The 22,761-nt window shown below is 70.9% G+C and carries 18 protein-coding genes; 11 read left to right on the top strand and 7 right to left on the bottom strand.

Translation table 11 applies throughout. The annotated features are described in order from the left end of the window. Nucleotides 1-89: 89 nt before the first annotated feature. The gene (locus CFN78_RS21025) at nt 90-3,236 is read right to left on the bottom strand and encodes an ATP-binding protein (protein ID WP_094864580.1); all 3,147 of its coding nucleotides are present in this window, start codon (nt 3,234-3,236) and stop codon (nt 90-92) included. 146 nt (nt 3,237-3,382) lie between these two features. Here CFN78_RS21025 and CFN78_RS21030 point away from each other — a divergent pair, with 146 nt between their 5' ends. The 9 genes from CFN78_RS21030 (at nt 3,383) to CFN78_RS21070 (ending at nt 13,817) form a co-directional block, all read left to right on the top strand. After that, a complete protein-coding gene (locus CFN78_RS21030) occupies nt 3,383-3,979 on the top strand; it encodes an NADPH-dependent FMN reductase (RefSeq protein WP_094864581.1) in 597 nt (198 codons plus the stop codon). Beyond that, nucleotides 3,976-5,532, top strand: a complete 1,557-nt coding sequence (locus tag CFN78_RS21035; RefSeq protein ID WP_240519590.1) for an MFS transporter — start codon at nt 3,976-3,978, stop codon at nt 5,530-5,532. The genes CFN78_RS21030 and CFN78_RS21035 overlap by 4 nt, the downstream gene beginning before the upstream one ends. A gap of 177 nt (nt 5,533-5,709) precedes the next feature. After that, nucleotides 5,710-7,614, top strand: coding sequence for a S9 family peptidase (locus tag CFN78_RS21040; protein ID WP_240519591.1), 1,905 nt, complete (start codon nt 5,710-5,712; stop codon nt 7,612-7,614). Nucleotides 7,615-7,748: 134 nt separating this feature from the next. After that, on the top strand, nt 7,749-8,219 hold the full coding sequence (locus CFN78_RS21045; protein ID WP_094864582.1) for a deaminase: 471 nt from the start codon (nt 7,749-7,751) through the stop codon (nt 8,217-8,219). Nucleotides 8,220-8,462: 243 nt separating this feature from the next. After that, complete coding sequence (locus CFN78_RS21050) at nt 8,463-8,810, top strand: hypothetical protein (protein WP_094864583.1); 348 nt, start codon at nt 8,463-8,465, stop codon at nt 8,808-8,810. 59 nt (nt 8,811-8,869) lie between these two features. Beyond that, nucleotides 8,870-9,880 (top strand): helix-turn-helix transcriptional regulator, encoded by a 1,011-nt coding sequence (locus CFN78_RS30155; protein WP_133116406.1) that lies wholly within the window; start codon nt 8,870-8,872, stop codon nt 9,878-9,880. An 85-nt stretch (nt 9,881-9,965) separates the two neighbouring features. Then, nucleotides 9,966-11,624 carry a carboxylesterase/lipase family protein gene (locus tag CFN78_RS21060; RefSeq protein WP_094864585.1) on the top strand — a complete coding sequence of 553 codons (1,659 nt, stop codon included), beginning with the start codon at nt 9,966-9,968 and terminating at the stop codon, nt 11,622-11,624. A 70-nt stretch (nt 11,625-11,694) separates the two neighbouring features. Beyond that, nucleotides 11,695-12,330: a GyrI-like domain-containing protein gene (locus CFN78_RS21065; RefSeq protein WP_094864586.1), complete on the top strand. Its 636-nt coding sequence runs from the start codon at nt 11,695-11,697 to the stop codon at nt 12,328-12,330. A gap of 152 nt (nt 12,331-12,482) precedes the next feature. After that, complete coding sequence (locus CFN78_RS21070) at nt 12,483-13,817, top strand: erythromycin esterase family protein (RefSeq protein ID WP_165777644.1); 1,335 nt, start codon at nt 12,483-12,485, stop codon at nt 13,815-13,817. Nucleotides 13,818-13,846: 29 nt separating this feature from the next. Here the strand turns inward: CFN78_RS21070 and CFN78_RS21075 are convergent, their stop codons facing one another. The 4 genes from CFN78_RS21075 to mptB form a co-directional block, all read right to left on the bottom strand. Then, the gene (locus CFN78_RS21075) at nt 13,847-14,731 is read right to left on the bottom strand and encodes an aldo/keto reductase (RefSeq protein WP_205660601.1); all 885 of its coding nucleotides are present in this window, start codon (nt 14,729-14,731) and stop codon (nt 13,847-13,849) included. A gap of 58 nt (nt 14,732-14,789) precedes the next feature. Next, on the bottom strand, nt 14,790-15,434 hold the full coding sequence (locus tag CFN78_RS21080) for a GOLPH3/VPS74 family protein (protein WP_094864588.1): 645 nt from the start codon (nt 15,432-15,434) through the stop codon (nt 14,790-14,792). 250 nt (nt 15,435-15,684) lie between these two features. Then, on the bottom strand, nt 15,685-17,418 hold the full coding sequence (locus CFN78_RS21085) for a CocE/NonD family hydrolase (protein ID WP_094864589.1): 1,734 nt from the start codon (nt 17,416-17,418) through the stop codon (nt 15,685-15,687). A gap of 432 nt (nt 17,419-17,850) precedes the next feature. After that, nucleotides 17,851-19,293 (bottom strand): polyprenol phosphomannose-dependent alpha 1,6 mannosyltransferase MptB, encoded by a 1,443-nt coding sequence (mptB, locus tag CFN78_RS21090; protein ID WP_165777645.1) that lies wholly within the window; start codon nt 19,291-19,293, stop codon nt 17,851-17,853. A 242-nt stretch (nt 19,294-19,535) separates the two neighbouring features. Between mptB and CFN78_RS21095 the strand changes: the two genes are divergently transcribed. After that, nucleotides 19,536-20,012 (top strand): hypothetical protein, encoded by a 477-nt coding sequence (locus CFN78_RS21095; RefSeq protein ID WP_094864590.1) that lies wholly within the window; start codon nt 19,536-19,538, stop codon nt 20,010-20,012. 98 nt (nt 20,013-20,110) lie between these two features. Here CFN78_RS21095 and CFN78_RS21100 read toward each other — a convergent pair whose 3' ends face one another. Then, entirely contained in the window at nt 20,111-20,518 is a 408-nt protein-coding gene (locus CFN78_RS21100; RefSeq protein WP_094864591.1) for an ester cyclase, read from the bottom strand. A gap of 359 nt (nt 20,519-20,877) precedes the next feature. Here CFN78_RS21100 and CFN78_RS21105 point away from each other — a divergent pair, with 359 nt between their 5' ends. Then, the gene (locus CFN78_RS21105) at nt 20,878-22,161 is read left to right on the top strand and encodes an erythromycin esterase family protein (RefSeq protein WP_094864592.1); all 1,284 of its coding nucleotides are present in this window, start codon (nt 20,878-20,880) and stop codon (nt 22,159-22,161) included. A 92-nt stretch (nt 22,162-22,253) separates the two neighbouring features. Here CFN78_RS21105 and CFN78_RS21110 read toward each other — a convergent pair whose 3' ends face one another. Next, nucleotides 22,254-22,715: an SRPBCC domain-containing protein gene (locus CFN78_RS21110; protein ID WP_094864593.1), complete on the bottom strand. Its 462-nt coding sequence runs from the start codon at nt 22,713-22,715 to the stop codon at nt 22,254-22,256. Nucleotides 22,716-22,761: the final 46 nt, after the last annotated feature.

Genomic DNA, 22,761 nt, shown 5'->3' on the forward strand with positions numbered 1-22,761 from the left:
ACATTCCTCCGCCACATTTTCTTCGAATTTTCGCGAGCACGCGAAAATTCGAAGCGAGGCCGCCGTGCCCGGCGTCCCATGCCAGTGGTTCAGCCCGTGCCCACGAGTTCGGCGGGCAGGCGATCCGCGCCGGCGGCGAACGACTCCTCGAACGCCCGCTCGCCCAGCGCGGTACGCAGCCGCTCACTGATCCGGTCCACGTCCAGTCGTTCCGCGGCCGGCAGTGGGGCGCCGACCGCCTGGCGCGCGGCGTCCGCCGCTCCGAGCAGCCCCGCGGCACGTTCCGGCTCGCCGAGCAGGGACCACGCACCGGCGAGACCCTCCAGCGCCAATGCGATCGTGCGCCTGCCGCCACCGGCCGCGCGTGCCCGGTGGTAGCCGGCCTCGTGCAGTTCCAGCGCCCGGCGCCCGTCGCCGCGCAACTCGGCGATGAAACCGAGCTCCGCGAACGGGGTCAGCGTGGCGAAACTGGCCACCTCCTCGGCCGTCCACGGCAACAGCAGTCGCTCCGCCGTGGCGAGGTCCCCCGTTCTTCTCGCGGTCAGCGCGAGCCCGAACTCCGCGTAGCCGACCAGTGCCGCGTTGCCCTGGTCCGCGGCCAGCTTCCTGGCCCGTTCGTGCTGGGCACGTGCGGTCCCCAGGTCGCCGGTCAGCATCGTCACCCGCCCGAGGCCGGACAACCGGCCCGCCACCTCCGGGCCCAGCCGCAGGTCCTCCGCGATCCGCAGGCCGTTCGCCTGCAAGCGCGCTGCCTCGGGGTAGTCGCCGGTCACCTCGGCGACCAGGGCAAGGGTGTCCAGTGCCTGCAGGCGTCCCCACCGGTCGCCGAGTGCGGTGAACAACCGTTCGGCTTCCCCCGCGTCTCGTCGCGCGGCCGGCAGTTCGTCCCGCAGCGCCGCGTACGTCGCACCGGTCGCCAGTGCCGCTGCGCATCCCCACTGATCCCCGTTCTGGCGGCAGGTACGCAGCGCCGTACCGGCCCAATCGGTGACGACGCGCATGTCCCCGAATCCCCAGCAGGCGAAGGCCAGGAACCAGCGCGCCCGTGCCTGCGAGGTGGTTCCCTCGCCCAGTTCGGCGAGCGCGGCGACCCCGTCCGGGGCGAGTTCCGAGTTCCGGTCCGCCCACGCCGTCATACCGGCCCGCCACACCCGCACGCTCGCCCGCAGCCGCGGATCGCCACCGGGCAGGGCGAGCACCAGCTCGGCGGCGTCGCTCATCTGTCCCGGCCTGCCCCGCAGGAACCAGTACCAGGCCAGCGCGTCCACCAGCCGCAGGCCCTCGTCGGCGTCGTCCATCCGGCACAGCGCGGCGCCCAGGTTCGCCGACTCCTCGTCAAGCCGGGTCAGCCAGGTCCGCTGTTCACGGCCCCGCAGCCGGGGCGCCGCACGTTCGGCCAGCGCGAGGCAGTGGGCGACGAACCGCCGGTGCAGTTCGCCTGCCTCCCCGGACTCGGCCAGCCGCTCGGCGGCGTACTCGGCGACCGCTTCCAGCAACCGGTAACGCCCATCGGCGTTGCGCACCAGCAGCGAGCGGTCCACCAGGCGGGTCACCGTGTCCAGCACGTCCGTCGCAGGGCTCCCGCCGCAGACCTCTTCGGCCGCGGCGAGCCCGCACCCGCCGGAAAACACCGAGAGCCTGCGCAGCACCGTCTGCTCGGTTGCGGTGAGCAGCTCCCAGCTCCAGTCGATGGTGGCCCGCAGGGTGCGTTGCCGGACGGGTGCGTCCCGGCGCCTGCCGGAGAGGAGGGCGAGCCGGTCGTCGAGCCGTTCGGCCACTCCCGCCACGCCGAGCGTGCGCACCCTGGCCGCGGCCAGCTCCAGCGCCAGCGGGATGCCGTCCAGCCGCGCGCAGATCGTGCGCACCAGCGGCTCGGTCCGCTCGTCCAGCACGAACGCCGGATCCACCGCGGACGCCCGCGCGGTGAACAGGCGTACTGCGCTCGCGGTGCCGGTGGTCGGCAGTGGCTCCACCGGGTGCAGCACCTCGCCGGACAGCTCCAGCGGTTCACGGCTGGTGGCCAGCACCGTCAGTTCCGGTGCCGCGGCCAGCGTCGCCAGTACCAGCTCGGCGACCGCTTCGAGCAGGTGCTCGCAGTTGTCCAGGACCAGCAGTCCGGTGAAGCCGCGCACGGTGGCCAGCAGCCTGCTCTTCGCGTCGGACGCGGTGTCGGCCGCCTGGCCCGCGCTGGCTCCCGCCTGCCGGCCGAACGCCCGGCAGACCAGGTCGGCGACCGATTCCGCGGCCGTCCCGGCAGGCAGCGCGTCCAGTTCGACCAGCCGCACCCCGGCCTCGTGCCGCCGGTCGTACTCGTGTGCGACGGCCAGCGCCAGCCGGGTCTTGCCCACCCCGCCGATGCCGACCAGGCTGACCAACCGGTCCTCGTCGAGCAGGGCGCGCACCCGTTCGAGGTCCGCCTCTCGGCCGATCAGCTCCGTCGCCGGGGTCGGCAGCGGGCTGCGGACCGCCGGCTCCCGGGGCCTCGTCCGCAGTTCGGGACCGTGCCGCAGCACTGCCTGGTGCAGTTCTACGAGTTCCGGGGCGGGGTCGGCGCCCAGTTCGTCGCGCAGCCGCGTGCGCAGGTCCTCGAAGGCGGCCAGCGCCTCGTTCGGGCGTCCGGCCAGGTAGAGCGCGCGCATCTGGGCCGCCCGCAACCGCTCCCGCAGCGGGTGACGTTCGGCGAGCTCGTCCAGCTCACCTGTCAGCAGCAGATGCTCGCCGAGGTCGAGCAGCGCCTCGGCGCGTGACTCGGCCGCGCTGAGCCAGAGTTCGTTCAACCTGGCGAGCACCGGCTGTGCGGTGAGCTCGTCGGCGACCTCGACGAACGCCGGGCCACGCCACAGCGCCATCGCGTCGTCGAGCAGTGCCGCCCGCTCGTGCGCGTCCGGCTCGGAGCGGACGCGTTCCAGCAGCTCGGCGAACCGCCCGGAGTCCAGCGCCTGCTCGGTGACCCCGATCCGGTAGCCGCCGGGTTCCGAGACGACCAGCTCCCGGCCACCGGACTCCGCGTCGGCGAGCACCCGGCGCAACTGGGAGACCTTGGCCTGCAGTGATGCCTTCGGGTCCACCGGGGTCCGCTCGCCCCAGAGCCGATCCACCAGTGCGTCCACCGTGACGGCGTGGCCCGCGTGCAGCAGCAGATGCGCCAGCAGCAGCCGCACCTTCAGCTCCGGCACCCGGACGCGCACGCCGCGGTCGGTGATCACCTCGACCGGGCCGAGCACGCCGAACTGCACGGCCCGACGGTACCGAACGCTCGATCCGTTCCGCTGGGCGAACGCCCATTTCGGGCGTGGCCCGAAGCGCACCGGAAGCGAACCCGAAGCGCCGAGACCGACGATGACGCCAGTGGCGATCGAGCAGACCCATCAAGGAGGTTTCGATGTCCGAGCAACCCCTCAAACTCGCCGTGATCATCGGCAGCACCCGATCCGGCCGGTTCGGCCCCACCGCCGCCGAGTGGTTCGGCGCGCAGGCCAGGTCGAGGACCGAGGTCAGCGTCGACGTGATCGACCTGGCACAGACCTGGCTGCCCGACGTGCTGCCCGGCGACGACGCCACCGAGCAACCCGGCCCGGTCGCGGAACTGTCCCCGTGGCTGGCCGGGGCGGACGCATTCGTGCTGGTCACCCCGGAGTACAACCACAGCTTCCCGGCCCCGTTGAAGAACGCCATCGACTGGTTCTACGAGGAGTGGCAGGCCAAGCCGGTCGGTTACGTCAGCTACGGCGGCCTCGCCGGGGGCACTCGCGCCGTCGAAGCACTGCGGCCGGTGCTCAACGAGCTGCACGCCGTCTCGATGCGCACCAGCGTCAGCTTCCCGAACTACCCGGACACCTTCGGCACGGCCGGCACCCCGGCGAACGAGGAGCGCTACGCGAAGGTCGCGCACGGCATGCTCGACGAGCTGGTCTGGTGGGGCGAGGCGCTGCGTGCCCAGCGGGAACGGCGGGCCTACCCGGCGGGTGCGGCGGAGTGACCGAGCAGGCGGCGCCGGTGGATGGCGCGGAGGTGGAACCGGCCAGGGCGGGCGCCCGCGAATGGTGTGGCCTGGCGCTGCTCGCCGTGCCGTTGCTGGTCCTGGCGATCGACGTCAGCGTGCTCTACCTGGCCGCGCCGGCGCTGACCGCCGATCTCGCGCCGAGCGCGACTCAGCAGCTCTGGATCCTGGACATCTACGGATTCCTGATCGCCGGATTCCTGATCACCATGGGCTCGCTCGGCGACCGGATCGGCAGGCGCAGGCTGCTGCTGTTCGGCGGCGGCGCGTTCGCGGCCGCTTCGGCTCTCGCGGCCTTCGCACCGACCGCGGAACTGCTGATCGTGGCCCGGGCGGTGCTCGGCGTCGCCGGGGCGACGCTGATGCCGTCCACCCTGTCGCTGATCAGCACCATGTTCCCGGTGCCGAAGGAGCGCTCGTTCGCCATCGCGATCTGGATGACCACCTTCTCCGCCGGGGTGGCCGTCGGACCGGTCGTCGGCGGACTGCTGCTGGAGCACTTCTGGTGGGGTTCGGTGTTCCTGCTCGCCATCCCGGCGATGCTGCTGCTGATCGTGCTCGGACGGGTGCTGCTCCCGGAACACCGGCCGAGCGGCCCGCGCGAGCCGGTCGACCTGCTCAGCGTCGGGCTGTCACTGATGACCATGCTGCCGTTGGTCTACGGGCTGAAGGAGACGGTGGCACACGGCCCGGCGGTACTGTCCACGCTGTCCGCCGCCGCCGGTGCGGTGTTCGGGACCCTGTTCGTGCTCCGGCAACGGCGGCTGACCGACCCGCTGCTGGACGTCCGCCTGTTCACCCGACGGGCGTTCCAGGCGGCGGTACTGCTGATGCTGCTCGGCACGATCGCGGTGAACGGGCTGTTCTACCTCGTGCCGCAGTACCTGCAACTTGTTCGCGGCTCGTCTCCGCTGCAGGCCGGGCTCTGGATGCTGCCGATCGCGGCCGCCTCGGTGTTCGCCTCACTCGCCGGTGCCCGGCTGGCGAACCGCTTCGGCAAGCGCTCCGTACTCGCCGTGGCCGCGCTGATCGCGTTGCTGGGCTGTGTCGCCATCGGGTTCACCGGGCCGGAGACCGGACTCGGCGCGCTGATCGCACTGGTGTCGCTGACGGTGGTCGGGATGGCGCCCGCCGGTGTGCTGGGCACCGACCTGGTGGTCGCCGCGGCCCCACCGGACGGTGCGGGCGCGGCCGCCGCGGTCTCGGAGACCGCGGGTGAGCTCGGCGTCGGGCTCGGCGTCGCCACCGCGGGAACACTGGTGGCCGCGGTGTACGGCGCGAGCCTCGGTTCGGACCTGCCCGCCGGGTTGCCCGCGCGAGCAGCGGACGAGGCGGCCGAGGGCGTGGCCGCGGCGAACTCGGTCGCGGCGACCCTGCCCCCGGAGTCGGGGGAGCGATTGGCCTCCGCCGCCCGCGCCGCCTTCACCGACGCCTTCGCGATGACCGGCCTGTTCAGCGGGGCGGTGATGGCGGGCATCATCGTGCTGGCGTTGATCGCCATCCCGCGCTACGGCGCCGAGTCCACCGTCTGACGGGATCCCCACGGCCGGGCATGTGGCGCGGGTCATGCTCGTTCGTGCTTGAGGGTGACGCGACGTCGGGGTGTTTCATCGGTGGCGCAAGGGGCCGTTCTCCGCCGAAGCCGAGAACGCCGACAGCACCGCTGATTGGAGCGCAGAATGGCCGGGACGCCAAGTCGAGTGCAATCGGTGCCGAGGGTGATCGGGGTGGAGGAGTTCTTCACGGATCCGGAGTTCTCGGGGGCGTCGATTTCGCCGGATGGTGCGCGAATCGCGTATCTGGCCCCGGAACACGGGCGGACGAACGTGTGGGTGCGCGGTGTCGACGAGGAGCACGGAGACGCGGTATGCGTGACGCGGGATTCCCGGCGGGGTATCAAGACGTATTACTGGACCGACGATCCGCGTTGGTTGCTGTATTTGCAGGACACCGACGGGAATGAGGACTGGCATCTGTACCGGGTGGACCTGGAGGCGCCGGACGAGCCCGCGCTCGACCTGACCCCACTGCCCGCCGGATCGCGCGTGGTCGCCGTCGAACCGATGAATTCGGTACCGGGCAGCGTGCTTGCCTGGATGAACCGGCGGCCCATGTTCATCGATGCGTTCCGGATCGACGTCGCCGCCGGCGAGACGACGGTGCACGTGGAGCAGCCCGATCCGAACGGCAACGTTCTCCTCGATCGTGACGGGCAGGCGGCGTTCTATTCGGTTTTGGCCGGCGACGGGCTGCACGAGTTCTACGCGATCGAGCCGGGCAACGGAGAGAAGCGCCTGCTGTGCAGGCAGGGCGGCCCGGAGCATCCGCTGGGGGTGCCGCTGCAGATCGTGACGCCCGACGGGAAGGGACTGCTGGTCAGCAGCTACCAGGATTCCGACGACCTGCGGCTCGTCCGCATCGACCGGGAAACCGGTGCGGAGACCGTGGTCGCCGCGATGGAAGGCCACAGCCTGTGCACGATGGGCCCGCTGCACCACAGCACGCCCGCGTCACTGTTCACCAGCAGGCGGACCGGCGAGGTCACCGCGGTCCGTTTCGTGGGCGACCGTCCCACACTCCAGGTGCTGGACCCGCATTTCGCCGAGGTGTTCGCGGCGTTGTCGGAGCGCTCCGACGGAGTGCTGCATTCGGTGTCCTCGGACGATAGTGAACGGTGGTGGGTGGCTACGTTCGTCCACGATCGGGATCCGGGGGTGACGTGGTTCTACGATCACGGTACGGGGGAGAGCCGGGTGTTGTTCCGTCCTCGTCCGCGACTGGATCCGGCGGAGATGGCTCCGATGACGGCGGTGCGGTTTCCCGCTCGGGACGGGTTGCCGCTGCACGGTTTCCTGACGCTGCCGGTGGGCGTCGAGCCGGCGAAGCTGCCGCTGGTGCTGCTGGTGCACGGCGGACCGTGGGCCCATGACATGTGGACCTTCGCCCCGAAGGCGCAGTTCCTGGCCAACCGCGGCTACGCGGTGCTGCAGGTCAACTTCCGCGGCTCGACGGGGTACGGCAGGCGGCACGTCACCAGTGCGATCGGCGAGTTCGCCGGGGCGATGCACGACGATCTGATCGACGCCGCCGACTGGGCGGTGGCACAGGGTTATGCCGATCCGGCGCGTATCGGGATCGTGGGCGGTTCCTACGGTGGCTACGCGGCCCTGGTCGGCGTCACCGTCACCCCGGACTACTTCGCCGCGGCGGTGGACTATGTGGGCATCTCGGACCTGGCGAACTTCATGCGCACACTGCCGTCGTTCCTGCGGCCCCACCTGATCAACAACTGGTACCGCTACGTCGGCGACCCCGACATCCCCGAGCAGGAGACCGACATGCTGGCCCGCTCGCCGATCACCATGGCGGACCGGATCCGCACCCCGCTGCTCATCGCCCAGGGCGCCAACGACGTCCGCGTGGTCCAGGCCGAGTCCGACAACATCGTCGGTTCGCTGCGGCAGCGCGGAGTGCCGGTCGAGTACCTGCTCGCCGAGGACGAGGGACACGGTTTCGAGAACCCGGAGAACCAGGTGCGGTTCCATCGGGCGATCGAGCGGCACCTCGCCGAGCATCTCGGCGGCCGCACCGGCACGGATCCCGGGCACGAGTGACACCGAGTCCTCCACATACCGGGCGTTGTGCGAGCGCGAGTGTTCCCGCAGAATCCCTGTGCACGTACGGCGTCGACGGGGACGCGGCAGCACGGTGACCGCATCCTGTCGCGCCATCTGCCGAAGGAGAACCCATGGCGCGGAACCAGGTGAGCGAAACGGACCGGGCGCTACTGCGGCAGGCGATCGACCTCGGTATCGCGTGCCCGCGGGAGGACGACGCGTTCGCGGTGGGCGCGGTGATCGTCGCCGGCGACGGCCAGGTGCTGGCGACGGGATACTCCCGCGAGTCGGACCCGCACATCCACGCCGAGGAGGCCGCGATCGGCAAACTCGCCCCGCGCGATCCGCGGCTGCGCCGGGCGACCATCTACACCTCGCTGGAACCGTGCACGGCCCGCACCTCGCGTCCGGTCACCTGCACCCAGCACATCCTGGACGCCGGCGTCGCCCGGATCGTGTTCGCCTGGCGCGAGCCCGACCCGCTTGTCGCCTGTAACGGTGCGGAACGCCTCCGCGACGCCGGACGCGACGTCGTCGAGGTCAGCGAGTTCGCCGGACTGGTGCGCGCACTCAACCCGCACATGCCCGGCGTCCACCTCTGACCCTCGGCCCGCCGACCGGCTCTCCCGTGACCGGGCGATGACGCTGGGAACCCGCGGCCCGGACCGGCTCCCCTGGCGGCACAGACCTTCGTGATCCCGCCGCGAACGAAAGTTAATTGCGGCGCTGACCTGCTGTTTGCTGCTGTGGTCAGGTGACGAGGACGACGACGGCCGGACCGGGGTGTGGCGAAGGTGTTCTCTGCTCGCCAGGTCACTCCGGCCGAACCGAGGAGAGGACCGCCCGTGACCCGTATCCGACTGAACGAGGACACGAAGCCCTCGTCCGCGCTGGCCGTGGTCCGGGAGACCTGCGAGGTCCGCGGCTACCACTGGGAGCAGACCGAGCCACTGACAGCGGTCGCCAGCGAGGACGGGCGACCGGTACGCGGGGTCGCGGTCGGCGTCTCCCAGCGGCTGCGCGTCGCCGTCCGCCTCGACGAGAGCAAACACCGGTTGGTGCTGAGCCAGGAGACACTGGGCGCCGCCTACATCGCCGCTGGGGGGCCGATCATCTATGTTCGGCTCGCCCGGCGGTTCGGCAAGCTGGTCACCGCCGTCCGGGAGGATCTCGCGGCCGCGACGCTGCTGTGAGGTCGCCCGTCCCCGGCGAGCGCCCGCGGGTCACGACGCCGATCACGGAGGAGGCCGCGGTGAGCGCGAAGAGCGACCGGGAGCTGGGCTGGCAGCTCTGCGGACTGTCGGTCGCGGCGCTCGCCGGTGCGGTGATCGGCGTGCTCGCGTTCCCCGGAGCCTGGCCGTTCGTCATCGCGATGGCCGCGATCCAGTTGCTGGTGACCGCCCTGGGCAGACTGGCCCCGCGCTACCCGGTGGGCTGGGCCGCCGCCCTCGCCGCGGTGATCCTCGGCTGCACCCTGACCGACGACCGGCTGGCCGAACTCGCCTACACCGGTGGCATCCCGTGGATCGCCTGGGGAGTCGCGACCGGGGCGCTGACGCTGTACCGCAACGCGACGGGCTGGGCAGCCATCTTCGTGGGAACGGCGGCGCTGGCGCTGGGCCTCGCGGGCGTCGTCGGGGTCATGGTCGGCGGGGGCGTCCCGGCGACCCTGGCCGTGCTGGCGTCCAGTGTTCCGTTCCTGCTCGGCGTCCTCGCCGCCGCGATGCTGCACCTGCGCGACGCCAGGGCCGACCGCGTACGCAGGCCGGAGGACCCGGCGGCAGCCGGAGCCGGGGGCGAGCAAGAGCAGGGACCCGCGCTGCCCGGGACCCTGGACGCGGCCCGGCGTGCCCTGGCGATCGTCGCCCTGCGCAGTGACGAACTCGAAGCGTCGGCGGAGGATCCGGCGACCCGCCGGGTCGCCGCCGATCTGCGCGAGGTCGCCGGGCGGGCGCTCACCGGGAAGCCCGCGGGCACCGGATCAGTGGCCCGGATCGAGATCCACGCCCCGGGCGCGGGCGAGGCACCGGCGGCGTCAGTGGCCGCTCCGCCCGCGACTCCGGAGTTGCCGGAGCTGCCCGACCGCGAGCGGGAAGTGCTGCGGCTGGTGGCCACCGGGGCGTCCAACGCCGCGATCGGGCGCAGCCTCTACCTCAGCGAGGCGACGGTCAAACAGTACGTATCCAAGCTCATGCGCAGGTTCGGCCGCGGCAACCGCACCGAACTCGCGATCATGGCCTCGCGATGGTTCGACGGGGCCTGACACCGACAGCACGAGACACCCCGGTACCGGCCGCACGGTCCGGGGCGGGCAACCGATCTCGCGCGCCACTCACTCGGAGGAACCGATGCCGGCACGGCAGAGAATCGCACCCTGGAAGAAGCGAACGCTGATCGTCGCGTTCGCGGCACTGACGATCGGCTCCGCGGTCACGGCGACCTCGTCCGCGGGCGACCCGGACCGTCCACTCGTGCCCACCACCTCCGGCCCGGTCGTGGGCGAGCGGGCCGGGGCGGTCGAGCGCTACCAGGGGATCCCCTACGCCGCCCCGCCCACCGGCGACCTGCGCTGGGCCTCGCCTCGCGAGCCGCGGCCGTGGACCTCGCCCCGCGAGGCCGCCCAGCCGGGTCCGGCCTGTCCGCAGCTCGGCAACGAGGGACCGCTGGCGGGAACCAGCGAGGACTGCCTTTCGCTCAACGTCACCACTCCGCGGGCACGTCCCGGCGCGGGCAAGCCGGTGATGGTGTGGTTGCACGGCGGTAGCAACACCGGCGGCACGAGCTCGCAGACCGACCCGGCACGAATGGCCGATCGTGGTGACGTCGTCGTCGTGACCGTCAACTACCGGCTCGGCATGCTCGGCTTCTTCAGCCACCCCGGGCTGGAGGGCTCCGGCACGTTCGCGCTCCAGGACCAGCAGGCCGCGCTGCGCTGGGTGCAGCGCAACGCCGTGTTCTTCGGCGGCGACCCTGGCAAGGTCACGCTGTTCGGAGAGTCCGCGGGCGGGATCGACACCTGCGCCCAGCTCACCTCCCCGGCCGCACGCGGACTGTTCGGCAAGGTCATTCTGCAGAGCGGCTCGTGCTCCACCGAGATCGCCGCCTATCACGACGGCAGCCAGGTCGTGCTCGACCGCGGTGACTTCTGGTCCCCGGTCGAACAGATGCGGAAGGTCGGCGGCGAGGTGGCGGCCGAGCGGGGTTGTGCCACCGAGGACCCGGTGGACTGCCTGCGCGGGCAGCCCGCCGACGAGCTGGTGGGCGCCTACGACCAGGTCTTCGGGATCGCCTCCGGTACCCCGACGCTGCCGATGCCGCCGGACGAGGCGCTGGCCGAGGGTCGCTTCCACCGTGTCCCGGTGCTCTCCGGCACCACCCGCGACGAATCCCGGCTGGTCACCGACGTCATCGGGGCGACGAGCGGGCCGATCACCCAGGAGCGCCTGGACGAGGTGATCGACCGGACCTTCGGCGAGCACGCCGGCCGGGTACGCGAGACCTACCCGGTCGCGGAGCACGGCAACGATCCCCGGCTGGCGTTCGCGGCGATGGACACCGACCGGACGTTCGCCTGCACGCAACTGGCCAGTGGACGCGCACTCGCGCGGCACGTCCCCACCTACGGCTACGAGTTCGCCGACCGCGGCGCACCCACCTACAGCCCCTTCCTCACCGACCTGCCCGCCGGTGCCGCGCACGCCTCCGAGCTGGCGTACCTGTTCGACCTGGAGCTTGGCCCGTGGGGGCCGGGATTCCAGCAGGTCGAACTCACCGGGCAGCAGCGCGCACTCGGCGACACCATGATCGACGCCTGGACCACCTTCGCCGGTACCGGAAGGCTCGACTGGGCCCCGCTGCGACCGGACTCGGCCACGGCACCGGTCCGCTCGTTCGCACCCGAAGCCGAGGCGAACGCGCCGATGGACGCCTGGGCCGCGCATCACTGCGACCTCTGGTCCGGCCTCCCCGGCGGCGCGGGACAGCCGGGCGCCCACTCCGTCCGCTGAGGACTGCCGGGGTCGACGGTGCCGAGGTAGCGTCGTCCCAGGCAGAAGCTCCCCGAGCCGAGGTGCGGCGATGACGAACAAGACCGACTTCAAACGGGACCTCGACGCCTATCAGGCGAAACGGGGCCGGTTCCGGGTCGTGGACGTGCCCGAACTGCAGTACCTGATGATCGACGGGCACGGCGATCCGAACACCTCCCCGGAGTTCGCGGCAGCGGTCGAAGCGCTCTATCCGGTCGCCTACAAGTTGAAGTTCGCCAGCAAGCGCGAGCTCGGCCGGGACTACGTGGTGATGCCGCTGGAAGGGCTGTGGTGGGCCGAGAACATGGATTCCTTCACCGTCTCCCGGGAGAAGTCACGCTGGGACTGGACGTTGATGATCATGCTGCCGGACTGGATCGACGAGGACATGTTCAACACCGCCGTCGAGCAGGCCGGGGCCCGCAACGCCCCGGCCCGGCTCGCCGACCTCCGCAAACAGACCCTGTCCGAGGGACGGTGCGTGCAGACCCTGCACATCGGCTCCTACGACGACGAGGCGGACGTGCTCGCCCGGATGCACGAGGAGTTCATCCCCGGCAACGGTTTCCGCATGGTCGGCAAGCACCACGAGATCTATCTCAGCGACGCTCGCAAGGTCGCCGCCGAGAAGCGGCGCACCATTCTCCGGCAACCGGTCGGACCCGCGACGGTCCCACCGGGATGACACACCGCCCTGCCGCGTCCTGCGCCGGGGACAGGGCCCGCCGGACAGTGGGGTTGTCCCCACCCGGATTCCGGGGGCGGGCGTGATCGAGTTCCCCGCGCTCCGCCCAGAGAATCATCGCCATGTCGACCTATTCGGTACACACACGTTCTGTGTCCCGCCGCGGCCTCGTCCGCGCCACCGCCGCCACCGCCGCGGTGATCGCCCTCGCCGCGTGTGCCGCACCGGAGGGCGCCGCGTCCGGCAGCGGATCGGCGGCTGCCGTTTCGGACGGTTCCGGAACCGGGCCGGTGGCCGCGATCGAGGACCACGCTCTGCCGCTGGACCCGGAAGCGCTCGCCGGACTGACCGGTGACGCGCGAGTGGTGGGTCTCGGCGAGGCCAGCCACGGCGGGCGACAGTTCTTCGCGCTCAAGGGCGAGATGTTCCGGCACTTGGTGACCACCAGGGGATTCACCACCTTCGCCCTGGAAACGAGCTGGAGCACGGGACTGCGGCTCGACGACTACGTCGTGCACGGCATCGGTGATCCCGCCGCCATCATGGCTGAGGAGTTTCAGGGCCAGTACGTGTTCTGGAACAACGACGACTATCTCGATCTCGTCCGGTGGATGCGCGAGTACAACCTGGCCCACCCGGCGGAATCGGATCTGCGGTTCGTCGGAAACGATCTCGGTTACCCAGGGCCGGATTCCTTCGACCGAGTCGGCGACTACCTCGCCGCACACCAACCGGAGCTGGCAGACCGGATCGGCGAACTGTACGCGGATCTGCGGCCCGCGCCCGGAACACAGGCCGGTGCGTGGATGGTCGCGCAACTCGGCAAGGAACAGCCGCGAAGGGAAGCCGAGGCCGAACGGGCACGCGCGGCCACCGCCCTGATCCGGGAACACGGGACCACGAACCCCGCGCCAGGTCACGAATGGGCCCTGCGCAACGCGACGGCGATCGAGCAGAGCTTCACCGGGTACGCCTTTTCGGACGAGCAATTCGCCGAGCGCATGCGATACCGGGACCGGACGATGGCGGAGAACACCGCGTGGTGGCTCGAACACGACGCCGGCAGGATCCTGCTCGCGTCCAACAACAGCCACCTCGCCTACACCAGCGCCGATCCGGAGTTCCCCGAACCGGCGGGGGCGGAACTGCGCAGGCGTCTCGGCGACCGGTACGTCAACGTCGGACTGACGTTCCACCAGGGCAGCATCGGCGCGCTCCCCGACCCCACTGCGGACCGGCCCGCCACCTACCCCGTGCCGCCCGCACCGGCCGGCCACACCGAGCACACCCTCGACCAGGTCGGCCACCGCGACTTCGCCCTCGACCTGCGTACCGCCCCGGCGCCCGTGCGCGACTGGTTCACCCCCGCCCGGCCCACCCGGTCCTACGGCCTCTACTGGGCGTCCGAGGCGCCGCGCACCGCGCTGCTCGACAGCTACGACGTTCTGGTGCACCTGCACCAGGTCGACGCCGCCCTGCCCCGTTAGGCAGGTCCGGCACGTCCGCGACGGTGGCCTCAGCGGGGTCCGGCGGTGAGGGCGGCTTCGTCCAGCGCGGCCAGCTCCTCGTCGCCGAGCCGCAGCGTGGCGGCGAGCGCGTTGGCGTGAACGTGGCGGACGCTGGTCGAGCCCGGCAGCGGGACCACCGGGTGCTGCCACCGCTCGGCCTGAGCGTGCACCCACGCCAGCGCCACCTGCCCCGCGCTCACGCCGTTCGCGCTGGCGATGCCGGCCAGGGCGCGGGCCAGGTCCGGTGACGGCGACTCCGAGGTTCCGCCGAGAACGCCGTGCCCGAGCGGAGAGTGGGCGACCAGCGTGACACCGAGTTCGGTCAGGGCCGGCACCATCGCCGACTCCACGTCCCGCGAAGCCAGCGACCACTGCTCCTGCACCGCGAGGACCGGGTGCACCGCGTGCGCCCGGCGGACGTCCTCGGCGGTGACGTTGGACAGCCCGATCGCACGGATCTTGCCGCTGCCGACGAGTCCGGCCATCGCGGTGACGGTCTCCTCGATCGGGGTTTCCTCACTGCGGTGGTGCAGGTAGTAGAGGTCGATCGTCTCGACGTCCAGGCGGCGCAGACTGGCCTCACAGGAGGCCACCACCGAGGCGGCGTCGGCGCGGACGCTCCAGTCGTCCCCGGCGCCGCCCCACACCACCCCGAACTTGGTGCACAGGGTGATCTCGTCCCGGCGGCCGGAGATGGTGCGGGCGACCAGTTCCTCGTTGCCGTACAACTCGGCGGTGTCGAGCAGGGTGATGCCGGCGTCGAGCGCCGCGTGCACGACGGCGACCGGATCGCGGTCGGCGTCCACGGCCTCGCCGCCGGCATCTCGCAGGCGCATCAGGCCAAGGCCCTGGCGTGGCGGTCGGTCTCGGGTCCACAGTGGTCTGCCGCTCATGGTTGCCGAGCGTAGAACTTCTACTATGGTCGAGGTCAAGGGGGCGGCGGGGAGACCGTCAGGCCGCGCCTGCCCGGCGGGCCGCCATCGACAGGCCGGTCGCCCTGCGCAGCCCGGGCATCGTGGCGTCGACGTGATCGCGCAGGGCGGTGAGTGCCTGCTTGTTCTCGCGCCGCTGCCTGGGGGTGAACACGCTGTAGAGGTCGCCGTCCGCGGCGAGCACGGCCAGCACCGCGTCCTCCGGCGGGAGGGTGGCCGGATCGCGGGCCAGCAGCACCGCGTTGCGGATGTTCTCTCGCAGGGCGCTCACCTGTGCCGGATCGCCGGGTGTGGTCCGGCGGGTCGGGAAGATCCCCAGCATCCGGCTTCGGTCGACCGTGATCGCCCCAGACGCCTCGAGCTGGTCCCGCACCGTCGCTTCCGCCTTGTGCCAATTCTCGTCCACCAGCGAGAACCACTTGCGTGGCTTCTCCGGGGACACGTCGTAGAACACCTCGGCCAGGAACGAGTCGCTCGGCGGCGGGGTGGCCGCGTCCCGGACGGCCTTGCCGCCCACGTCGCGGAGCACTCCCGTGATGGTCAGCTCGCCCACCGCGGCCGCCCGCATGAGCTGACCGCGAACCAGCGCGCTGGCGGAATCGAGCTTGTTCTTCTCCAGATTGAAGATGAGCAGGTAAAGCCGCTGCGGCAACGTCAGGTCCATGTCGTCTCCTCGGTCTCGTTACTCACGTGGTCGATCGGGGCGGAGTGCGCGGTGGCGGCGAAACGAGGGCCTGCTGCCGGAAGCATTGGAACACAGCCCGTGCCCCGATTCGCCGCGGTATCCCGGTCCTGTCGCGATGCCGCCCGACCGTTCTCGGTGACGTTTCAACGGCATCCGGGGTGAGCCGGCGGCGATTCCGGCCCGGCCCCGCCGTCCCGGTCGGAGCGGCGGGGCCGGTGTGTCCCGGCGATCAGGGTGTGCCGGTCGGCAGGGTGAACGACGGGGCGCCGATCGGAAGCTGCTTGGTGTTCAGCAGCAGGTAGGTGTCCAGCCACACCGCCCGGCCGCCTTCGGTGGCCGTGTCGTCTGCGGGGTTGTCCAGAGCCAGGTCGAGCCGGGCGTCGTTGACCTTGACCGTTTCGCGGGAGGGCGAGTCGATCCAGTCCCGGAAGGGTGCCTCGGCGCCGCCGGGCTGGATGCTGCCGATACCGACCGCCAGCGAGTGGCCGGCGGGCAGCGTCCACTCGGTCGACTTCAGATCGACGGTCGTGGTGCCCGAGCCCAGTACGGTGACCTGCTCGTCGAACATGACGGCCTTGCCGTCCGGGGCGACGTCGTAGAGCTGGACCATGGCGTTGCCGCGTCCCTCGGTGTCCAGTGAGATCCGTGGCGTGCCGGTGATCCTGGTGTCCTGCTGGACCGGCTCGGAGAAGGTGGTGAAGGTGTTCTCCTCGGTCGGGCCGTTCTCGGCACCGTCGTCCACATAGGACCCGCGGCCGGCCGGGACGGTCACGGACTGGTCGGCGACCGGCCAGTCGTCCTGGGCGCGCCAGGTTCCGTTGCTGTCCTGAACCGAGTAGTTCGGGTACTGGACCGACGGTTCGATGCCCTTGAGGTGCTGGTCGTAGAAGGAGATGGTCTCGTTGAACCAGCCCTCGCGGCCCATCTCCAGCCTGCCGTCGGCGGCACGGTCGTTGCCGCGCTTGTGATCCCACTGGCCGAGCCAGCCGCGCTGCGGGCCCTGGTGGTTGTCGAGGTACTCCTGCATCGCCTCGGCCTCGGTGTTCCACTCCAGGAAGCCCTGGGTGACGAACAGCGGGGTGTCGCTGCCCTTGGCCTGCTCGGCGAAGTCACGGTCCTTCCAGTACTGGGACTGCGGGTCGCCGGTCTGGTATCCGGCGGTGTTGTCCAGCAGGCATTCCGGGTGCGCCTCCTCGTACTTGGCGTTGGCCGTGTAGCGGGGGTCGTCGTCCGGCAGTTGCGGGAGCGTGGCGATCTTGTTGTAACTGTTGGAGGTGTTGGTGATGGTCGTGCGGGGCACGCCGTTGGAATGGATGTTGCGGTACAGGTCCCAGATGGGTTCCTGGGCGACCACGGCCTTGAGCGCGTCCTGGTTCAGGTTGTTGCCGACCAGGCCGGTGATGGCGTCGTAGGACTTGCCGTACATGCCCACCGCACCGGTGGACCACGGCTGGTTCGCCGACCAGTCGATAGCCGCCTTCACGTCGGCCTGCTCGCCGGGGCCCGCGAAGTCGAGGCAGCCGGTGGATCCGCCGTAACCGCGGACGTCCACCATGACGAGGGCGTAGCCGCGGTTGAACAGGTCGGTGCCCTCGATGAGGTCGTTGAAACGGTCCGAGGGGCCGGTGTGCGGGTGGTTCTCGTTCTCGGTCTCGCCGGAGTGCCCGAAGTAGGAGCCCGCCGACATGATCACCGGAACCTGCTCGCCCTCGGCGAGTCCTTCCGGGAGCAGGACGTCTGCGTGCAGCTCGGTGCCGGATCCGTCCGAGGACGGGAAGTAGTGCTGCGTCCAGGCCGCACCCTCGGGAACGCGGTCGTTCTCCGCGTGCGTGACCGGGTCGCCGTCGGTGGCGACCGCGGCGGGTCCTGGATCGGCCGTGGCGGTGGCCACCACCGTGCCGGTGGCCACGCATGCCGCGGCGAGCACCGAGGCGGTCAGGACGGCCGTACGGGATCTTTTCATGGGATCCTCCAGATCCGAGATGGTGCCGGTGGCGGCGTTTGCTTGGAAGTCAGCAGACACCCGGCCGTAGCGGCACACTCAAGCCTCGGCGTACGTGATCCGGGGCACACCCGCCGTTTCCGGTGGTTTCGAGTGAAACGCGCCGGTGCGCCTCCTGGCTCCCTGCCGGCGAGGCATCCATGAGCGACGGCTACAAGGTGCGGACCGATCCCGTCCACATCGGCGTCACCACCGATGACGAGGACGGCCGGCCGTCGCCACCGAAGCCGTGCGGATCGCCGGGGAGCCTGCGGCTGCGCGCTGCCGGTCCCGGGTGTCGGTAACGGCGGACGGGGCGTCGGACGACTGGGTGGGTACGCCACGGTGATGTCAGCCATGAGTCCACCCTGCCGGTACGGCCGCCGCCCGCACCGGTTCGCCGTAGGGGGCACGTCATCGCCGCGGACTCACCTCGGTGGTCTCGTGGCGCGAGGAAGCCCGCAGGAACGCGAAACATCCGCCGACGACCAGCAGTCCTACCACGTAGGCGAGCACCAGTTCGCCGACCTTGCCGGTGAAGTCACCGGCGAGTGGGGGAATCAGCACGGAGAAGATCGTGAGTGCCGCGGCGAGCGCGGTGCGCGCCCGGCCGGACGGAAGACACAGGGCGAACGGAATCGCGGCCCAGAGCACGTACCACGGCTGCACCACCGGCCCGAACACCACGACCAGACCCAGCATCGCGCCAAGGGCGGCCACGTCGGGGATGCGTCCCTGGAGTTGCCGCCGGATCACCACGATCAGCCCGGAGACGATCAGTACGTAACCGATGATCCTGCCGACGCCGATCATGGTCTGCGTGATCTGCGCGCCGAACAGGGAGCCGATTCCTCCGGTGAGGAATCCGAACCAGTTGGTCGGTGCCATCCAGCTGTTCACGCCACCCGAGGTGCCCAGGGTGCCGAGCCAGCCGAAACCCAGCCCGCTGAGCAGCGAACCCACGGCGGCCACCAGAAGCACCGCGAGCACCATGGCGGCCCCGCTGCCGGCCAGCCGGACCGGGCCGCCACCCCGGCGGCGGGCGAGGGCCGTGCCGACCACGGCGAGCGCGACGACGGCGGGCAGTTTCACCGAGGCGCCCGCCGCGATGAGCGCCACGCCCAATGCCAGCCGGGCCGGATCGAACCGCTCCCCGAGCGCCTGGAGGGCGAACGCGGTACCCGCGAGCATGAGCCCGATCATCAGCGAGTCGTTGTGCATCCCGGCGACGAAATGCCACAGCACCAACGGGTTCAGTACGCCGAGCCAGAGCGCGACGGGCGCGCGGGCCCCGGCCACGTCGGCGAGGCGCGGTACCGCCCACACGATCAGGGCCAGGCCGGCGACCGCGACGAGCCGGTACGCGAGCACGCTCGCGACCACGTTCTCCTCGGTGATCTCGGCGATTCCCCGCTGGAACCCCCCGAAGACCGGCCCGTACGGCGAGGGGGCCTCGCTCCAGTAGTCGCTCACCCGCTCGGTGATCGCGGACGACGGCCCGAGCGCCTCGGCCGGGCCGGCCGCGTAGGGATCGAGCCCCCTGGCGGCGATCTCGCCCTGCGCCAGGTAGCTGTACACATCCTCGCTGAACAACGGCGGGGCGACGAGCAGCGGCCCACCCCAGAGCACCAGCGTCCACCGGAGCCACCGGGAGTCCGGCGCGTCCGCGGCACCCGTGACCACGCGACCGAGCAGAGTCCACGCCAGCACCAGCAGGCCCATCCCGGCGACCGCCGCCGCCAGCATCGGCATGGCGGCGGGCCAGGGCTCGCTCGGCAGTTCCCCCGCCAGCGTTGCCGCGGTGAGCACCAGGACACCGACGAAACCGACCCAGCGAAGCTGGTTTGCCCTGTACATCGCACGATCCTAACCACCGTGACGGGTCACCGGCGGTCGCGGTACCACTGGCTCGATCAACCGTCCACTATGGATTTTCCTCGGTACGTCCCCGCCTGGCTTGCCCGGCGGGAGAATCGGCATCCGCGATGGACACGCCTGGCCGTCGGCGTCGGCCGGGCAACCGGACCGCACGGTCATGCGTGAGTAATCCGGGACCGGTACGTTCCGGTGGCCGGACCGCCGAGAGATGGGGGAGCACCATGACGATCCGAGGACAGCGTGTACTGGGGGCAGGGGCGGGTGTCCTGCTCACGCTCGGCCTGGGCGCACTGCCTGCCCGGGCGGCGGAACCGGTACCGGACGTCGCGCTGGACGCGACGCCCACGCACGCCGAGTTCTGGGCCGGCCGGTCCGGTGCGACGCTCCGGCTCGACTACTACAACCCCGGCGAGGTCGCGAAGACCGGGGACACGGTCAGCGCCACCGTCCCGGCGGGGCTGACCGTCGAGCCGCGTCCCTCGCCGGGCTGGGAGTGCCACATCAGCGACTTCCCGGCCGTCGTCTGCAACACCGCGGGCACTCTGGAGCCGGGCGCGGTCGGCCCGTCGATCGAGCTGTGGGTCACCGCGGACGCACCCGTCAGCGCGGAGTTCGAATTCACCCTGCAGGGCTTCTACCGCGACCCGGCGGAGCCGAGGGAGAACAACCACCCCCGTGTCACCGTCCAGGCGACCTGATTCCGCCGCCCCGGCCACGCACCCGCTTCGGCGTCCTGCGACGCGGGTAGCGCCCCGAAGCGCACCCTGAATGCCCGGCTTCGGCTGCCCGGTGCCCCTCAGCTGATCTGTGAGAACAACGTGCCCGTGTCGGTCACGATCCAGCCCTCGACGATCCGATCGTTCTCGACCCGGTAGAAGTCGTTGCTCATGACTTCGATCGGGCGGCCGGTCGCCTCGATGCCGTGGAACGCGCCTCGATGGGTTCCGGTGATGATGGTGCGGACCGCCACTCGATCTCCTGTCGCGACCACATCGGCCACCGTGGTCTTCAGGTCGGGGAACGCTTCGGCCATCTGGGCGACACTGCCGAGCCAGTTCTCACGTCCGACGATCGGCGTGGGGACACCGGCGATGGTGACGGTCAGGTCCGGGTGCATGCCTGCCCGGCAGCCGTCGAGGTCGCCGGAGTCCGCGGCCTGAAGCGTCGTGCGGACCAGGTTCACGTGCGAGGTGGGATCGGTCATCGTGTCTCCCAAATATAGTTACCTATGTTCTCTATGTTGGAGGGTAACAGTACGACGTTTCGCTCAGCGAGCGCACGTCGCGGTCGATCTCCTTCGCTCGTGTCGTGCGTTCTGGCACGCCGTGTCGGTCGCTTCGGCGGCCGCCGCCGTTCCCGGTGCGCCGACCGTGCCCGTGAATCCGGTGGCCCGGATCCGGCTGATGATCTACCGTCGATCCGTGGCTACAGGCAGTCTGTTTCTCTGAGGACGCTCCGTCGGGAGCAGACCCGGCACCTCTGGTGCCCGGGCGTACTCGTCCTGCCCGTCTGCTTCCGACTTCGGTTGACCATCTTCTCGTCCAATCGAAAGTCGAGTTCCCCATGTCACGCCACACCCCGTTGTCCGCCGCCGCACAGTCCCTGCGCGCCCACTCCCTGACCCTGTCCTCACTCGACACCGACACCGACACCGAGCTGGAGCTTCTCGCCGACATCGTCGGCGACTCCCGCGTCGTCGCCCTCGGCGAAGGCGTGCACTTCGGTGCGGAGTTCGGTGCCGCCCGCCGGCGCCTCCTGCGCTACCTGGCCACTCGCTGCGGCTTCTCGGTGCTGGCCTTCGAGTTCGGCTTCGCCGAGGCGGCCCCGCTGGACGCCTGGTTGCACGGTCAGGGAGCCGATGCCGACCTGAGCCGGATGATCGGTACGACGAACTCGGGCCTGAACAGCACCATGGCTCGCTGGCTTCGCCTGCACAACACGACCAGCGCCCACCCCGTGCGCCTTGTCGGCCTCGACACGCCGGTCGCCGGTGGCACCCTGCGTCCCGTCCTCGAACCGCTGATCGGTTACCTGTCCGAGGTCGATCCCGAGAACGCGGAGCTCGCTCGTTCCCTGCTGACGGTGGACGCGCGCATCGAGGGCGACTCGATCGCCGCCGCCGCGGCGCGGTGGGCAGACCTTCCGGTCGCCGAGCAGACGGCGCTGACCTCGACCCTGTCGCGGTTGTCGGTACGGATGCGGGCGCTCGAACCGCTGTACCTGCGACGCGGTGACCGGGCGGGGTACGAACTCGCTCGCCACCACCTGGCGGTGGCGACGCACGCCGACTACATGTTCGCCACCATCCACGGCCTGCTGTTCGGTGGGCAGGTCCTGCCCATGGACTCCTCGGTCCGGGACCGGCTGATGGCCGACTCGCTGCTCTGGCACCTCGAACGGCTCGACCCGGACACCCGGATCGTGCTGATGGCCCACAACAACCACATCCAGAAGACCCCGGTGGAATTCGAAGGGCCGTTGGCGTACTCGCTGGGTTGCTACCTGGCCGAGGCGCTCGGTTCGGACTACACGGCCGTGGCCTTCACCCACACCGCCGAGTCGGTGCCGGAGATGGTTCCCGACGCCGCGCAGCCGATCGGGTTCACGATCGTCGACACGGCCGTGGGGCCACCGCCGCCGGGCAGTGTCGAGGGAGAGCTCAGTGCCGCGGGACTGGCCGGGCACAACTCCTTGTGCGATCTGCGCCCCTTGCGCGGTGACCCCGCGATCAACCTGTCGAGCATGCGGGCGCAGAGCGACCAGATGCCCACCAGGGTGGTCGACGCCTTCGACGCGGTACTCACCGTTCCGACCGTCACCACGGAGGTCGAGCTGACGCTCGGCTGATCGCCGTCCGCTCGCGTTCGTGACCGGCCCGCACGGGTCTCAGTCACGGGCGCGAGCCGGACGCCCACCCGGAGACGCCTGGCGGGGCCGGCTCACCGTTCCAGGTAGGCGGCAAGGTTCGCCAGCGAGGACGCGAGTCCCTCGGCGTGGTCCTCCGCCGAGATCCCGGCGGGGACGTCGTGCGCACGGATGTCCACTCGGGTGCCGCCCTCGACTCCGGTCACTTCCCAGACCATGAGCATCGTCCCGGCGAACGCGGGGTCCTCGGAGACGAAATCGACGGCCTGCTCGACCCGCACTCCCGGGACGATGTCCACGAAGCGCGCTTCCACGACGTCCGAACCGGGAGTGGCCTTCCCCGGCGCGGCGGAGGCGTCGGCGTAGGTGAGGACCATCCGGTACGCCCCGCCCGGCCGCGCGTCGAAGTGGTCGAACCGGCCGCTCATCCCCTCCGGTGGGAGCCACGCCGTCAGCGCAGCCGGATCGACGAGAGCGGCGAACGCGCGAGCAGGCGGGACCGCGATCACCCGGAAGGCCGTGTCGGTTCTTGCCACCCGGTCATCCTAGGGCGGAGCGCGAGAGGAGCCCCGCCCGAACGCC

Source organism: Amycolatopsis antarctica, assembly GCF_002262875.1.
Classification (GTDB): Bacteria; Actinomycetota; Actinomycetes; order Mycobacteriales; family Pseudonocardiaceae; genus Amycolatopsis; species Amycolatopsis antarctica.